Source organism: Streptomyces sp. NPDC050388, from assembly GCF_040655635.1.
Lineage (GTDB): Bacteria > Actinomycetota > Actinomycetes > Streptomycetales > Streptomycetaceae > Streptomyces.
The window spans coordinates 81,214-95,871 of record NZ_JBFAKH010000007.1 but is presented as its reverse complement, the minus strand read 5'-3'; the positions used below and the strand labels follow the sequence as shown (position 1 = coordinate 95,871).

Below are 14,658 nucleotides of genomic sequence, written 5' to 3'. Positions count from 1 at the left end.
GGCCGGGGCGACCCCGGCCCGCCCCCACGCGTGTTCAGTCGAACCAGCGGTCCCGCGCCAGCTCCTCCGTCCTGGACGGGTCCTCCAGCAGGGCCGCGACCTCGAAGCGGCGCGGCCACTCACCGGCCGCCCAGGCCAGTCCGGCGGCGACGCCCTCCAGGGTGGCGGCGTGCAGCACGCCGTCGCCGGTCAGGCGCCAGTCGATCTCCACGCCGTCCACGACGAGCTCCTCGTGCTCGACGTACGTGGCCGGGGTGCGCGACCCGAGCAGTACCCGCACGGACTCCGGCACGTCGTACTCGGTGCCCTGGGAGCCGACCTCCCCGGTGACGGACTCGCTCAGCCGCCGCACCTGGAACAGTTCGGCCAGCTCGGCCGCCCGCGAGGGGCGGACGGGCAGCAGGGGCACACCCGCGGTGAACGGCAGCAGGTCGGGCGAGTCGACGACCACCGCGTCGGCGGCGTCCACCACCTCGACCCGGCCGTCGACCACCACGCGCAGCTCGTCCGGCAGGGTCACCTGTTCCGGCTCCAGGTCGGCCAGCGCCCCGTAGAGGGCGTGCAGCTGGGCGGCGGTGACCGCACGGTCGGGGTCGGCGAGGCGGTCGAGGAGTTCGGCCGCGCCGCCCGGTTCGTCGAGCAGCGCGGACACGGAGGTGCGCACGCCGAGTGCCCGCAGCACCTGCTCGTCCTCGAAGCCGGTGGCGTCGGCCTCGTCGTACAGGCCGCGCAGCAGCGGGTCGCTCCCCGCGGCGCGCAGACCGGCCGGACGGCGGCCGCCGAGCACCGGGTGCCCGCGCAGCCACCAGGCGGTGTACGGGCGGACCACCTCGTGGGTGCCGTCGGGCAGCAGGACGCGCACCGGCTGGGTGAGCGCGTCGCGCAGCGGCGGGCGGGCGAGCAGGGCGAGAGCCCGAGGCCACTGGTCGTCGTCGACGAGGTCGAGGTCGCGCACGGCGACGATCTCGGTGGCGACCGGCGGCACCGGGCTGTCGGGGAAGCGGTCGAGGATGTCCTCGCTCCACACGTCCACGGCGTCGAGCAGGCCCGCGTCGTCGGGTTCGGTGAAGTCCCCTTCTCGCGGCTCGAGTTCGTCCGGGTCGAGGACGACGTCGGTGGCGCGGACGAGGGCGAAGTCGACCAGCACGCCGCAGGCGGCCAGCGGGGCCTCACCCCACTTCTGCGCCAGCTCGGGCTCCACGGAGGCGAGTTCGCCCTCGCGCATGACGCCGGCGAAGGGGCCGCCGGGGAAGACCAGTTCACAGGCCGGGGAGAGTTCGCCGTCCTCGTCGGGCAGGGCGAGCGCGCCCAGCCAGGGCTCGTCACCGGGTTCGAGACCGGCGTCGCGCACCAGGCCGAGCACGGTGTCGGCGAGTTCCTCGGCGTCGGGCGCCTCCTCCTCCCAGCCCATGGCGGTCATGCCGCCCTCGTCGTCCAGGGAGGCGGCGACGGCGGCCCGCACCTGCGGGGTGGTGAGCACCGCGCGCGGGGTGGCCGGGAGGGCGCCGAGCTTCTCCAGCAGGGGGTGCGCGGCGTCCGGATGGGCGACCTTGAGGCCGAGCCGGGCCAGCACCTCGGGGTCGATCCGGGCGGCCTCCGCGCCGGGCAGCAGCACCTGCCGGGGGCCGATGGTGGTACGCCGGTCGGCGAGCGGCACGGGCAGACCGGAGAGCCGGTCCGGGTCGACCCCGGCAAGGCTCTCGTACAGCCGCCGCCACCAGTCGGGCGCCTTCTCCAGCCCGGCGAGCCGGTCGATCGCGTCGGCCAGCGGGACCCGGGCCACGCCCAGGGTGCGCAGTTCCGTCCGCCGCTCGAGCCCGGCGGGCAGCAGGGTGGGCAGCACCTCGGCGAGCACCCGCACGGTGTCGGACCCGGCACCCTCGACGATCTCGGCGTCCCGGGGCCGCAGGGACTCGGGCAGACCGGAGTCGTCGTCCTGCTCGCGCGGCGGGACGGCGGGGGGCAGGAAGGAGGTGCGGGGCAGCCGCCCGAGGACCGCCCGGCGCAGGGCGCCGTCCAGTTCGCCCTTGCCGAGCGGGCCGGGCACGAGGTCGATGATCCCGGCGGTCACCGGATGCCACTCCGCGAGGAGACCGGCGTAGGCGTCGGCCGCGCGCTCCACCAGGAAGTCGGTGAGCGGGCCGGGGGCGGCGTGCCGGCGGGTGGAGTCCAGCGGGAAGGAGGCGATGAGCAGGGCGGGGACGCCGAGCGGCTCGTCGCTGGGGGTGGGGGCGTGCACGACGGGGCTGGTGCGGGGCCCGGTGGGGCCGCCGTCGGAGTCGACGGGGACGGCCCAGGTGACCGACCAGTGGGGCCGCAGCCGCTCCTCGACGGGGCGGTCGGCGAGCAGGTCCGGGGTGAGCGGCCCGTGCGCGGTGGAGGTGCGCCAGCGGGTGGTGCCGTCGCGTGAGTCCGCGACGACGGTGAAGGGGCCGTCGGTGGTGCGGCACACGGTACGGGGCCCGGCGTCGCCGATCTCGACGACGACCTCCTCCAGACCGGGCAGGGCGAGCAGCAGGGCGTCGTCGACCGCGTGCAGCAGCCGTTCGGCGAGGTCGGCGGCGGCCGTGTCGCGCAGCGGCAGGATGACGGCGGTGTCGTACGGGTCGGGGGCGGTGCCCTCGGCGGCGAAGGGCAGGCGCAGCAGCGGCACGTGCCCGTCGCGGCGGCGGATCTCGTCGCCGAGCCCGGCGCTGTGCCCCGCGCTGTCACCGGCGAGCTCCCGGGCCTCGGCCAGCGACCACCGCACCCCGCCCTGCCGGCCGACGAGGGCGGGCTCGTCGGTGACGGCGAGGACGGCGGCGAACCCGACACCGAACCGGCCCACGGCCCCGGCGGGCTCGTCCCGCTTCGCGGACGCCCGCAGGGTGGACAGCGACTCGACCCCGTCCGCGTCCAGCGGAGCGCCGGTGTTGGCGGCGACGAGCACCCCGTCGCGCAGCGTGAGCCGGAGCCGCCCCGGCACCCCCGCGCGGGCGGCGGCGTCGGCGGCGTTCTGCGCCAGCTCGACGACGAGGCGGTCCCGGTACCCGCCGAGGACGAGATCCTCCTCGGCGTTGGCGTCCTCACGGAACCGGGCGGGACTGGCGGCCCAGGCGTCCAGCACCCCACGCCGCAGCCGCGCCGTCCCGAACGGGTCGGCGCCCTCGGCGGCCGGCCGCACGAACTTGCTCACGTTGACTCTCCTCATCGGCCCTCATCGGCGTGAGACCGAAGGTACCGCTCCGCGGCACCCCGGCGAGGCGGGCGGTCCCGGCACCGGGCCGGGAACAGGACGAAACGCGGCCCTCCGGCCGGGGCGGGGGGATCCCGCTCCGGCCGCGGGGACGATCGTTGCCGTGCTGCTGGAGTCCCTGTCCGTCGCCGCGCTGGTCGTGGTGCCGGTGTGCGCCGTCGTCCCCCTCTTCCGTCGGCCGGAGGCGGCCTTCGCCGTGCCCGCGGCCGGTGTCGTGATCGCGACCGGCGCGATCCCGCTGGAGGCCGCCCGGCTCGGGCCGGTGATCTGGTTCCTCGCCGCCGTGCTGGTGCTCGCCTGACTCTGCGTCGATGAGGGCCTCTTCCACGCCTGCGGGACCTGGAGGGCGCGCTGGGCCCACCGCCGGCCGCGCCGGCTGCTGAGCGCGGTCTTCGCCCTCGCCCCGGTGATCACCGCCGTGCTCGGCCCGGACGCCACCGTGGTCTGCTGACGCCGGTGGTGTTCGCCACCGCCACCCGCATGAGCGCCCGGCCCCGCCCCACGTCTACGCCGGCGCGCACCTGTCGAACACGGCGTCCCTGCTGCTGCCGGTGTCGAACCTGACCAACCTGCTCGCATTCGCCGCCACCGGGCTGACCTTCACCCGTATCGCACTACCGATGAGCCTGCCGTGGCTGGCGGCCGTCGCCGTCGAGTACGCCGTCTTCCGCCGCTTCTTCGCCGCCGACCTCGACGCGCCCACCACCGGGGCGAAGGCGGAGGAGCCCGTGGAGGTGCCGCTGTTCGCGCTGGTGACCGTGGGCGCCACGCTGGCCGGGTTCACCGTGGTGTCCGCGCTCGGCATCGACCCGGCGTGGACCGTGCCGGCCGTCCGCGCCCTGACCCGCCGGCACACCACTCCCGCCGCGCTGGTGCGCGCCGCCGACCTGCCGTTCCTCGCCTTCGTCCTCGCCCTCGGCGTGGTCGTACGGGCGTACTGGACCACAGCCTCGAAGACGCCCTCGGTACCGTCCTGCCCGACGGCACCACGCTCCCCGCCCTGCCAGGCACCGCCGCGCTCGCCGCGCTGCTGGCGAACTGATCAACGACCTGCCGGTCGTCCTCGCCCTCGCCCCCCTGGCCGCGCCGTCCGGGCCCGGCGCGGTCCTGGCCTTCCTGCTGGGCGTCAACATCGGCCCGAACCTCACCCACGCCGGCTCCCTGGCCACCCTGCTGTGGCGGCGCGTCGTCCACCACCACGACCACGACGTCCCGCTGAAGGAGTTCACACTCCTCGGCCTGCTCACCGTCCCGGCCACGCTGCTGGCGTCGACCGTCGCGCTGTGGGTCTCGCTGGAGGTCCTGGGCGGGTGAGCGCGGGCGTCCTGGAGGCCCGGGCGGACGGGAGGGCGGGGTTCCGGAGCCGGGCCCGGGGCGACCGCCTGGGCGAAGCACGCGCTCCCGGGCGAGGGGCGGCCGGAGACGCGCGTCACATTCACGGAACGCCCGGACCGGCCTCCCCGTGACAAGCCACACAAGCTGCCTGACCGGTACTAAGCGGGATAGCGGGAAAACACCGAAAACCAAAGCGGACATTTATTCCTAATACCTGACGGATCGGCTTGAAATGGGGACTTCCGCCCGGCCTGCGCCCTTCGTCAAGAGACGTACGTCTCACGCCTGACCTACGACGCCCCGTCGTAGGTCACACCTTTGCGGCTTTTGCCCGGATCGGGCTACCAAGGAATGGCCACCGCGGCATGGACCCGTTCCGCCGGTGGTTTCCCTCTGCCCCCTCCCCCCATGAGGTCTTCGATGTTCCAGCGCGCCACGTCCCGTTTCTCCCGTACGTCCCTGACCCGCACCCGTGCGGCCGTGCTGACCGCCGGCCTGGGCGCCTCGGTCGTGCTGGGAGCCGGGGTCGCGGTCGCCGCCGACACCTCGGCCGCGACCGGCGCCGCCACCGCCGTCCAGACGCAGGCCAAGGCCACGCAGACCCAGGCCGTCCAGGCCGCGGCCGCGAAGCAGGCGTCCTGGGTGGACCCGGTGAAGAACTACAAGCTCTCCGCGAGCTTCGCCCAGAGCGGCGGCATGTGGGCCTCCAAGCACAGCGGCCAGGACTACGCCGTGCCGACCGGCACCCCGGTCCACGCCACCAACAGCGGCACCGTCGTCAAGGCCGGCGGCAACGGCGCCGGTGACGGTTCCGCGTACGGCAACGCCGTCGTGATCAAGCACGGCAACGGCATGTACTCCCAGTACGCCCACCTGTCGTCGGTCAACGTCCAGGTCGGCCAGGCCGTCGAGACCGGCCAGCAGATCGCCCTGTCCGGCAACACCGGCAACTCCAGCGGTCCCCACCTGCACTTCGAGATCCGCACCACCCCGAACTACGGCTCGGCGATCGACCCGGCCCAGTTCCTGCGCGCCAACCGCTGACGCCCCCGGGCCGCTGGCACCCCGCCCGGGGAGCCGCACCCGCACGCACGCCCGAGGCCCCGATGGCACCCGCCACCGGGGCCTCGGGCACGCCCCGGACCGGGCCCGGGCGGGCCGGGCGGTGCGCTCAGCCCTCGGACGCGTACGGCACGAAGCGCGCCCACGCGTCCGGGGCGAAGGCGAGGCGGGGGCCCGTGACGTCCTTGGAGTCGCGGACGTGGACGGTGCTGGGGGTGAGGGCGAGTTCGACGCAGGACTCACCATTGGTGCCGCTGCTGTAGCTGCTCTTGAACCATGTCGGTTCGGAGGCGTCTCTGGCGTTGATCTTGCGGATCATTTCTCTCCCAGAAGGTGCTCGAGGAAGGCCAGTGACTCCCGGGGGTGAGAACCTGTGCCCGGATGGCGCTGAACTGCAGCTCGAGAATCCGGAACTGCCGGGGATCGGAGACGGGGCGTCCGTTGAACGTGCCATCGCCACGCCCTACGGCTGTACCGTCTGCGAACTTCAGCAGTTCGATCCTGCCGTCCAGTCCCGGGTGGGCGTCACTCTTGGTCGGCATCACCTGAAGCGTGACGTTCCACAACCGGCCCAGCTTCACCAGTCGTTCGAGCTGTCGGTTCCACACCACTGTGCCCCCGATCTCGCGCCGCAGCGGTGCCTCTTCCAGCACGAAATGGATCACGGGTGCCGGGTCTCGCTCGAAGACGGATTGCACCGCCCGGCCAAGCACCTCTGGAGGAACCTGGTGGCCGTGGACCTCTCCTTCTACAAGTCCTGCATCTCTGTAGAGATCCGCGACGAAGGCCGTGCGGAGGGGGAGGCGCGACGCGCCGCCGAGGACATCCTGCTCGTCCTCGAACAGCGCGGCCTCGACGTCTCCGACGACGTCCGCAGGCGGGTCACGGACTGCACCGACCCCGAACTCCTCCGCCACTGGCTCACCCGCGCCGTCACCGCACCGAAAGCCGAAGAGATCCTCGAGGACGAGTGACCGGGCTCCCCGGGCGTCCGGCCTGCCGGAGTGGCGGCCGGACGCCCGGGAGAGGAAACCTCACCTGCCTGCATGATCCAGATCATGCACGAAGAGATCTCTCGTCAAGTTTTACTAGACCACCGGAGAGGTATACGTTTCCCCTCGTGGCCAGCTAGTCAAACTTGCCCAGTCGGCAGTCTCGATCCCGCCCCCTCCCGAAGGAGCCCATATGCCCTTCCTCCCCGACACCGGATACACCCCGACCCCCGAGGACCGCGCGAGTCTGGACGCCTGGTTCGCGGAGTACGACGCGGCGAGCGGTCGGCGCGACGTCGAGCGGATGGCGGACCTGGCGGTGTTCCCACTGAACCTCGTCAGCGACGACTCCGCGGGCGACGGCCGGTCGGCGCAGTGGGACCGGGAACGGTTCGTCGCGACCATGACCCAGGTGATGGGGGACGGCAGCCAGGACATCACCTTCGAGTCCACCCGGACCCCGGTGTTCCTGTCCCCCTCGATGGCCGTGGTCTTCACGGACTCGACCATGACGGCGGAGGGCCACTCCCAGCGGCTCCGGTACGCCGACGTCCTGATCAGGCGGGACGGGAGGTGGGCGTTCCAGACCATGCTCCAGAGCGGCTGGGGGGACAACCTGTAGGCCCGGCCGGCGCCGACCGGGAACCACCCGCCGCCGTGGAGGGCGCCGTCGAGTGGCAGAGCGGGGGGACGTCATCAGCTGTCCGGGAGGTAGACCCTTACATGCGTCTGCTGCTCATCCGCCACGGCCAGACCCCCTCCAACCTCAAGCACCTCCTGGACACCGCGGAGCCGGGCCCCGGGCTGACCCCCTCGGGGGAGCAGCAGGCGGCCGCCCTGCCGGAGGCGCCGGCGGAGGAGGAGACCGACGTCCTCCACGCGTCGACGCTGGTGCGCACCCAGCTCACCGCCGCGCCACTGGCCGCCGCGAGGGGCTGGAGGTCCGGGTCCGGGACGGGATCCGGGAGGTGTCCGCCGGGGATCTGGAAATGCGCGGCGACGACGAGGCCGCCCGGACGTACCTCAGCACCGCCCTCGCCCGGTCGGCGGGGAGCACCGAGCTGCGCATGCCGGGAGGGGAGAACGGCGTGGAGGCCCTCGGGCGCTTCGACGCCGTCGTCGAGGAGGCCGCCGGGACCGGGGCGGCGACGGTGGCGATGGTCAGCCACAGCGCCGCGGTCCGCATGCGGGTGGCCGCCCGGGCGGAGAACGTCGGCGTGTCGTACACGGCCGAGCACCAGCTGCGGAACACCGGTGTCGTCGTCCTCTCCGGCCCCCCGACCGGGGCTGGCGGGCGCTGCACCGGGAAGGCCGCCCCCTCGGACCCGAGGCCGGTGCCCCCGAGGACGCCGGGCCCGCCGGTGAGGCGGTCGGCACGGCCGACCGCTGAGCCGGGGTCCCGCACCGGGGGGTCTAGGAATGCCCCAGTTCCGCCGAGGACGCGTCCTCCGTCGCCGGGACCGAGCCGGAGTCCGGCGACGGGCGCAGCGGGAACGGGTCGACGCGGGTCTCGTCGATCCGGGGCGGGGTGGGCTGGGGCGGCTTGGGCATGACCGCGGCCTCCGAGTGGCCGCCGCAGCCGTAGGACAGGGAGACGACACGGCCGTCGGCCGGGGAGAACTCGTTGGCGCACACGCCGAAGGCCTGGCCGAGCGATCCGCCGATCGGGGTGAGGAAGCCGCAGGACACACAGGACGCGGGGGCCGCCTGCGCCATCGGGGTCTTGGCGCCGAAGGCCTCCTCCCAGCGGTCGGCGGCGGCGTGCAGGCCGTAGCGGGACAGGACGCGGGCGCGCCGCATGCCGAGTTCCTCGGCGACCGCCGCGATCGAACCGCGGGCCGGGGCGGTCGCCTGGTGTGCCGGGGTGCCCTCGGTGACGTCCGCGTCCTCGGCCTCCGCCAGTTCGGCGAACTCCCCGGAGACCGGCGAGTTCGGCGGCGGCGCGTCCTCACCGGAGAAGCCGGGCTCCAGCCGCAGGTCCTCGGCGTCGGTGGGCAGCAGATCGCCGGGGCCCATGTCGCCGGGACGCAGCCGCTCGCTCCACGGCACCCACTCCGGCGCGAGGATCGCGTCGGGGCCGGGCAGCAGGACCGCCTCGTCCACCGTGACGATCTTGGCACGGGAGGCGCGGGCGACGGTGACGGCCCAGCGCCAGCCGCGGTAGCCGAGCTCACCGCACGCGAAGTAGTGGGTGACGACCCGGTCGCCCTCGGAGAGCATTCCTTCGTGTTCGCCGACGACCCCGGGCGCGGCGGCCTCCTCGGCTGCTGCGCGGGCGAGGTCGACGGCCTCGGCGCACAGCCGGTCAGGGGTGCGGCTTCGCCTTGTCGCTGCCTTCACAGGTATCGCTTCTCTCCTACGCCGTCTCACGAGTGCGCCACTCCCGGCGCGAGGGCGGACGGAGCGGACCGGAGGACCGCGTCGACGTCCACGCCTGATCGTGCTCGGGCGCGCCTCCATCCATTCTGCGGGATGGCTGAGATACGCACGCTACCTGTTCGCGTGCGCTGGGCCTACACCGACGGTTGTTCTCGAGTGTTCTCAGGTGGTCCCGGGCACCGCGCACCGGTGCCGCGTTCCGCCGGAAGCCGCACATCGCGGGGCCGTCGAGGCGGTTGAGGCACTACGGACCGCCGTATCGGGGCACTATGAACGTCGTGGCTACCGCGAGGACACCCCAGGGCGCCACCGGGACCGGTGGGCCGAACGGGGCCAGAGTCAAAGGGAAGGCCCGACGCCTCACGGCGGACAGGCCGGGCGGCCGTCTGCGCGCGGTCGGCCGCGTCCTGCGCTTCCCGGTGACCGGAACCGCACGCGGAATCCGCCGGGCCACCCACGCGCACGGCGCCGGGGAGTCCGGGCTCGGCAAACTGATCGAGCTGCACGGTGTGAACGGCGCCGGCGACGTCATGATCACCGTCGCGCTCGCGTCCACCGTCTTCTTCTCCGTGCCGACGGACGAGGCACGCGGCCGGGTCGCGCTCTACCTCGCCATCACGATGGCGCCGTTCACCCTCCTGGCCCCGGTGATCGGCCCGCTCCTGGACCGCGTCCCGCACGGCCGCCGGGCCGCGATGGCGGGCGCGATGCTCGCCCGCGCGCTGCTCGCCCTGGTGCTGTCCGGCGCGGTGGTCACCGGCGGCATCGAGCTGTATCCGGCCGCGCTCGGCGTACTGGTCTCCTCGAAGGCGTACGGGGTGGTCAGGAGCGCCGTCGTGCCCCGGCTGCTGCCGCCCGCGTTCTCCCTGGTGAAAGCCAACTCGCGGGTCACCCTCGGCGGGCTGCTGGCCACCGGCATCGCGGCACCGATCGGCGCGGGGCTGCACCAGATCGGACCGCGCTGGCCGCTGTACGGCGCGTTCGTGCTCTTCGTCACGGGCATGTTCCTGTCCTTCCGGCTGCCGGCGCAGGTGGACTCCGCCAAGGGCGAGCACACGGCGCTGCTCGCGGCGGACGAGACCCACCTGCGCGGCCCGCACCGCAAGCCCGTCAAGCGGCCCGGTCTGCGCACGGTCGGCCCCGCCGTCACCCACGCGCTGGCCGCCAACGCCTCCATCCGCTGCCTGACCGGCTTCCTGATCTTCTTCCTCGCGTTCCTGCTGCGCGAGCATCCGATGACCGGTCAGAGCGCCGCCGTGTCCCTGGGCATCGTGGGGGTGACGGCGGGCACGGGCAACGCGCTCGGCACGGCCGTCGGCGCGTCGCTCAGGTCCCGCGCGCCGGAGATCATCATCGTGACGGTGGTGGCCTGTGTGGTGACCGCGGCGATCACGGCGGCGGCGCTGTTCGGCGCGGTCGTGGTGGCCTGCCTCGCCGGGGTCGCCGGCTTCGCGCAGGCGCTGGCCAAGCTGTCCCTGGACGCGCTGATCCAGCGGGACGTGCCCGAGACGGTCCGCGCGTCGGCGTTCGCACGCTCCGAGACGCTGCTGCAGATGTCGTGGGTGCTGGGCGGGGCGATCGGTATCGCGATGCCGCTGATCGGGCCGCTGGGCCTCACGGTGGGCGCCGCGATCGTCGCCACGGGCTGGCTGACCACCGTCCGCGCGCTGATCGACTCCGCCCGGCACGGGGGCCACGGACGCGCGCGAGTGGCGTAACGCTCCGGCCACGCCGTACCCCCACGTGGGAGGCGGACCGGACGTGCCCGATAACCTTCGCCCATGACCACGTTGCCCCGCGGCACAGCCGCTCGAAGTGACCGCGCTGTGCGACGGCGCCGTGCCGTCGTCGCCGCCGGTGCCGTATCCGCCGGACTGCTCGTCCTGTCGGCCTGTGAGAAGCCGACGGCGATGTCCACGATCACCGTGGGCAGTGACTCGGTGTCCTCCGAGGCCACCTGCGGCGGCCAGGGCAAGGCCCTGAAGGCCGCCGACCTGACGTCGTGCCTGAAGGACAAGGACATCAAGGCGATCTCGGTCGACCCGGACGAGACCGTGCGCTTCGGTGTCGACCCGGACCTCGCCGACAAGGGCTGGACGATCCTGATGAACGGTCAGCCGCTGACCGACTCCAGCACCAAGACCTACCGCACCATCCCCGGCAGCGTGTTCTTCAACGCCCAGTACGGCGCGCAGGGCAACTCGACCCTGGTGTCGATCAAGCAGGGCGAGAACGAGGCCACGGGCCTGTGGTCCTTCCGGCTGAAGAAGGAAGCCTGATCGCGTCGTCCGCCGGGACGCCCCCCGCTCCCAGGAGACCTGGAGCGCGGGGAGGCGTCCTCGTGGCCACCGCCGTCCCCGCCGAACGGGACGCGGTGGCTCGGGCCTTCCCGGGTGCCACACACGAGAGGGCCCTGCCCGGGGCGGGTGTCGTCGAGATCGCCGACGGCCCCGATCTGATCGCCGCCGGTGTCGGCCCGGCCCTCGCCGCCGCCTCCACGGCCACCGCGCTCACCGCCGCAGCTCTGGACGGCCGCCCCTACGGCCTGGTCGTCTCGGCCGGGATCGCCGGCGGTTTCCCGCCGCACGCGCCCCTCGCCTCGCTCGTCGTCGCCGACGAGATCACCGCCGCCGACCTGGGCGCCGAGACGGCCGACGGCTTCCTGCCGGTGACCGACCTCGGCTTCGGCACCGTCACCCACCGTCCCCCCGCCGCCCTGGTCCGGGAGGTGGCCGCCGCGTCCGGCGCGCTCACCGGTGCCGTGCTCACCGTGTCGACGGTGACCGGCACCGCGGCCCGCGCCGCCCTGCTCCGCGACCGCCACCCCGGCGCGCTCGCCGAGGCCATGGAGGGCTTCGGCGTCGCCGAGGCCGCCGCCGTGCACGGCGTACCCGTGCTGGAGGTGCGGGCGGTGTCGAATCCCGTCGGCCCGCGCGACCGCGCCGCCTGGCGCATCGGTGACGCCCTGAACGCCCTCACCGAGGGCTTCGGGAAGATCGCGCCCGTCCTGGAGAGTTGGAACCGGTATGACAGTTGAGCAGCAGCGACTGGGGATCGTGTACTCCCCCTGCCCGAACGACACCTTCGTCTTCGACGCCCTCGCGCACGGCCGCGTCCCCGGCGCACCCGCCCTCGACGTCACCTTCGCCGACATCGACATCACCAACGGCATGGCCGAGCGCGGCGAGTCGGACGTGCTGAAGGTGTCGTACGCGGCCCTCCCCCACGTCCTCGACGAGTACGCGCTGCTGCCCTGCGGGGGCGCGCTGGGCCGGGGCTGCGGACCGCTGGTGCTGACCAGGGAGCCCGGGGAACTCACCGGGCGCACGGTCGCCGTGCCCAGCGAGAAGTCGACGGCGTACCTGCTGTTCCGGCTGTGGGCGGCGGACGTGGTGCCCGGTGAGGTCGGGGAGATCGTGGTGATGCCGTTCCACGAGATCATGCCCGCCGTACGGGACGGAAAGGTGGACGCCGGGCTCGTCATCCACGAGGCGCGCTTCACGTACCAGGACTACGGGCTGCACCGGCTCGCGGACATGGGGGAGCACTGGGAGCGGACCACCGGGCTGCCGATCCCGCTGGGCGCGATCATCGCCAAGCGGTCCCTCGGAGCGCGGACGCTGACCCTGCTCGCCGACTCGATCCGCGACTCCGTACGGGCCGCCTGGGACGACCCCGAGGCGGCGCGGCCGTACGTCATGGCGCACGCCCAGGAGATGGACCCGGCCGTCGCCGACCAGCACATCGGGCTGTACGTCAACGAGTTCACCGCCGACCTCGGCGAGGACGGCTACGCGGCCGTACGGGGCCTGCTGACGCGTGCGGCGGCCGAGGGACTGGTACCGCCCCTCGGCCCGGACGCACTGCGGTTCCCCTGACCCGTACCGGTGCGGGTACCGGTACCGGACGTCCGACCGGATCGGACGTCCGACCGGATCAGACGTCCAGCTGGTCGGCGACGGCGCGCAGGAGCCCCGCGATCTGCTTCCCGGAGGTGCGGTCCGGGTAGCGGCCCTTCTCCAGGTTCGGCGTGAGGTTCTCCAGCAGGGTCGTCAGGTCCTGGACGATGGAGGCCAGCTCGTCGGGCTTCTTGCGCTGGGCCGCCGCGACCGACGGGGTCGGGTCGATGACGGTCAGGGACAGGGCCTGGTCACCCCGCTGCCCGGCGACCACGCCGAACTCCACCCGCTGTCCCGGCTTCAGCGTCTCGACTCCGGCGGGGAGGACCGAGGAATGGACGAAGACGTCACCGCCGTCGTCGCGGGAGAGAAAGCCGAAGCCCTTCTCACTGTTGAACCACTTGACTTTGCCGGTGGGCACGTCTGTCCTCGTCCTCGTACTCGTCGGGAAACCGCTTCTGAAAACTGCTCTTGATAACGCTCGGGCGAGTCCTGGTGACCCACCGCAACCAAGGCTAATGGTCTTCGGGCAGGTGACAAGACGTCGCCCGGTAGTTCCCTCCGGCCAGGAACTACCCTGGTCCGGTGGCTGACAAAACCCAAACGAATTCCACGGCGCCCGGCGACGGCCTGGTCCGGGCCGGCGGCGTCGTCTTCATCATCGGTGCCGTGGCCACTCTGGTCACGGTGGCTCCGTTGTTTTTCGGTATGGAGCCCTTTCCGACGTACATGTTCGTACTGAGCATGCTCATGGGGGTCGGATTCCTGATGGCCGGCGCGGGAGTACTCCGCTCGGCCGCAGCGGGCCGCCGTCAGGCACGCGCCGGGCAGTGACCCCGTCAGGCGCGTGCCGTGCGGTCAGCCGCCGCGGGCGCGCCGCGCGCTGAGCCTTCAGGCCCCCCGTCGGGCAGCACCCCGCCAAGACGCGCGCCGGGCGATGCTCCCGTCAGGCGCGCCCCGGGCACCGGCCCCACGCCCGGCGATCAGCCGCCAGGCCGCGCCCGGCGGCGACTCCGTCCAAGCGCACGCCCGGCACCGGCCCTGTCAGGCGCGCCCCGGGCGGGGAGCCGTCAGGGGCGTGCCGAGCGGTGGTCCGAGAGCCAGCGGGGGAACTCGGTCAGGTCGCCGAGGACGACGTCCGCGCCCGCCGCGCGCAGTTCCGCCGGGTCGCACGGGCCGGTGGCGACCGCGACCGCCAGCGCCCCGGCGGTCCGCGCGCCGCGCACATCACCCACATGGTCGCCGACGTACACACCCGCGTCGTGCTCGCGCAGCGCCAGCGCCTTCTGCTCGGCCCACAGATCGCCGATCACCGCGTCCGGTTCGATGCCGAGGTGGGCGAGGTGCAGCTTGGCGTTGGGCTCGTGCTTCGCGGTGACGACGATCGCGCGTCCGCCCGCCTCCCGTACGGCCGCCATGGCGTCGCGGGCGCCGGGCAGCGCCGGCGTGGGGGCTATGGCGTACGTCGGGTACATCGCCCGGTACAGGTCCGCCGCCTCCTCGACCCGCTCGGCCGGGAACCAGTTGACCAGTTCGTCCTCCAGGGGCGGCCCCAGCCGGGTGACGACCAGATCGGCGTCTATGCGGGTGCCGGTCCGCTCGGCCAGCGCCAGGTAGCAGGCGCGGATACCCGGCCGGGAGTCGATGAGCGTCATGTCGAGGTCGAAGCCGACAGTGAGCGGCGCGGACGGAGACGGCGCGGACGGGGGCGGGGTCATAAAGGCCATACCCGCCATTGTGCCTGCGCCTCTTGCGA

General features: G+C 73.6%; 12 protein-coding genes and 4 pseudogenes. 10 read left to right on the top strand and 6 right to left on the bottom strand.

Annotated elements, in window-relative coordinates; translation table 11 throughout:
* Positions 1 to 34 precede the first annotated feature (34 nt).
* Complete coding sequence (locus tag AB0I73_RS05985) at positions 35 to 3,175, bottom strand: molecular chaperone Hsp90 (protein WP_363034187.1); 3,141 nt, start codon at positions 3,173 to 3,175, stop codon at positions 35 to 37.
* A 154-nt stretch (positions 3,176 to 3,329) separates the two neighbouring features.
* Here AB0I73_RS05985 and AB0I73_RS05980 point away from each other — a divergent pair.
* Positions 3,330 to 4,549, top strand: a pseudogene (locus AB0I73_RS05980) (SLC13 family permease).
* Between the two features lie 441 nt (positions 4,550 to 4,990).
* Complete coding sequence (locus tag AB0I73_RS05975; RefSeq protein WP_363034294.1) at positions 4,991 to 5,614, top strand: M23 family metallopeptidase; 624 nt, start codon at positions 4,991 to 4,993, stop codon at positions 5,612 to 5,614.
* Positions 5,615 to 5,741: 127 nt separating this feature from the next.
* Here the strand turns inward: AB0I73_RS05975 and AB0I73_RS05970 are convergent, their stop codons facing one another.
* Together AB0I73_RS05970 and AB0I73_RS05965 are read right to left on the bottom strand one after the other, a co-directional pair.
* A complete protein-coding gene (locus AB0I73_RS05970; protein ID WP_109379328.1) occupies positions 5,742 to 5,951 on the bottom strand; it encodes a DUF397 domain-containing protein in 210 nt (69 codons plus the stop codon).
* A pseudogene (locus tag AB0I73_RS05965) lies at positions 5,948 to 6,327 on the bottom strand (DUF5753 domain-containing protein); the annotation flags it as partial. The pseudogene AB0I73_RS05965 and the gene AB0I73_RS05970, both read right to left, overlap by 4 nt.
* Between AB0I73_RS05965 and AB0I73_RS05960 the strand changes: the two are divergent.
* The 3 genes and pseudogenes from AB0I73_RS05960 to AB0I73_RS05950 form a co-directional block, all read left to right on the top strand.
* Positions 6,328 to 6,606: pseudogene (locus tag AB0I73_RS05960) on the top strand (hypothetical protein); the annotation flags it as partial.
* A gap of 211 nt (positions 6,607 to 6,817) precedes the next feature.
* Positions 6,818 to 7,246, top strand: coding sequence for a DUF4440 domain-containing protein (locus tag AB0I73_RS05955; RefSeq protein WP_363034185.1), 429 nt, complete (start codon positions 6,818 to 6,820; stop codon positions 7,244 to 7,246).
* A gap of 101 nt (positions 7,247 to 7,347) precedes the next feature.
* Positions 7,348 to 8,014 (top strand): annotated as a pseudogene (locus AB0I73_RS05950) (histidine phosphatase family protein).
* A 23-nt stretch (positions 8,015 to 8,037) separates the two neighbouring features.
* Here AB0I73_RS05950 and AB0I73_RS05945 read toward each other — a convergent pair.
* On the bottom strand, positions 8,038 to 8,964 hold the full coding sequence (locus tag AB0I73_RS05945; RefSeq protein WP_363034183.1) for a DUF3027 domain-containing protein: 927 nt from the start codon (positions 8,962 to 8,964) through the stop codon (positions 8,038 to 8,040).
* A gap of 317 nt (positions 8,965 to 9,281) precedes the next feature.
* Between AB0I73_RS05945 and AB0I73_RS05940 the strand changes: the two genes are divergently transcribed.
* From AB0I73_RS05940 to AB0I73_RS05925, 4 genes are all read left to right on the top strand, one after another.
* A complete protein-coding gene (locus AB0I73_RS05940) occupies positions 9,282 to 10,721 on the top strand; it encodes an MFS transporter (RefSeq protein WP_363034181.1) in 1,440 nt (479 codons plus the stop codon).
* Between the two features lie 63 nt (positions 10,722 to 10,784).
* The gene (locus tag AB0I73_RS05935; protein WP_363034179.1) at positions 10,785 to 11,282 is read left to right on the top strand and encodes a DUF2771 domain-containing protein; all 498 of its coding nucleotides are present in this window, start codon (positions 10,785 to 10,787) and stop codon (positions 11,280 to 11,282) included.
* A gap of 62 nt (positions 11,283 to 11,344) precedes the next feature.
* A complete protein-coding gene (locus tag AB0I73_RS05930; protein ID WP_363034177.1) occupies positions 11,345 to 12,040 on the top strand; it encodes a futalosine hydrolase in 696 nt (231 codons plus the stop codon).
* The gene (locus tag AB0I73_RS05925; RefSeq protein WP_363034175.1) at positions 12,030 to 12,881 is read left to right on the top strand and encodes a 1,4-dihydroxy-6-naphthoate synthase; all 852 of its coding nucleotides are present in this window, start codon (positions 12,030 to 12,032) and stop codon (positions 12,879 to 12,881) included. The genes AB0I73_RS05930 and AB0I73_RS05925 overlap by 11 nt, the downstream gene beginning before the upstream one ends.
* Positions 12,882 to 12,939: 58 nt before the next feature.
* On the opposite strand, the gene AB0I73_RS05920 is transcribed toward AB0I73_RS05925, so the two are convergent.
* Positions 12,940 to 13,323: a cold-shock protein gene (locus AB0I73_RS05920; RefSeq protein ID WP_202278384.1), complete on the bottom strand. Its 384-nt coding sequence runs from the start codon at positions 13,321 to 13,323 to the stop codon at positions 12,940 to 12,942.
* Between the two features lie 164 nt (positions 13,324 to 13,487).
* Here AB0I73_RS05920 and AB0I73_RS05915 point away from each other — a divergent pair, with 164 nt between their 5' ends.
* On the top strand, positions 13,488 to 13,736 hold the full coding sequence (locus AB0I73_RS05915; protein ID WP_363034173.1) for a hypothetical protein: 249 nt from the start codon (positions 13,488 to 13,490) through the stop codon (positions 13,734 to 13,736).
* A 236-nt stretch (positions 13,737 to 13,972) separates the two neighbouring features.
* Here AB0I73_RS05915 and AB0I73_RS05910 read toward each other — a convergent pair whose 3' ends face one another.
* Positions 13,973 to 14,629, bottom strand: a complete 657-nt coding sequence (locus AB0I73_RS05910) for an HAD family hydrolase (protein ID WP_363034171.1) — start codon at positions 14,627 to 14,629, stop codon at positions 13,973 to 13,975.
* Positions 14,630 to 14,658: the final 29 nt, after the last annotated feature.

Bases quoted from the DNA above. Each gene is read 5' to 3' on its own strand.
- AB0I73_RS05975 (WP_363034294.1), top strand. From the start codon at position 4,991: ATGTTCCAGCGCGCCACGTCCCGTTTCTCCCGTACGTCCCTGACCCGC.
- AB0I73_RS05970 (WP_109379328.1), bottom strand. From the start codon at position 5,951: ATGATCCGCAAGATCAACGCCAGAGACGCCTCCGAACCGACATGGTTC.
- AB0I73_RS05955 (WP_363034185.1), top strand. From the start codon at position 6,818: ATGCCCTTCCTCCCCGACACCGGATACACCCCGACCCCCGAGGACCGC.
- AB0I73_RS05935 (WP_363034179.1), top strand. From the start codon at position 10,785: ATGACCACGTTGCCCCGCGGCACAGCCGCTCGAAGTGACCGCGCTGTG.
- AB0I73_RS05925 (WP_363034175.1), top strand. From the start codon at position 12,030: ATGACAGTTGAGCAGCAGCGACTGGGGATCGTGTACTCCCCCTGCCCG.
- AB0I73_RS05910 (WP_363034171.1), bottom strand. From the start codon at position 14,629: ATGGCCTTTATGACCCCGCCCCCGTCCGCGCCGTCTCCGTCCGCGCCG.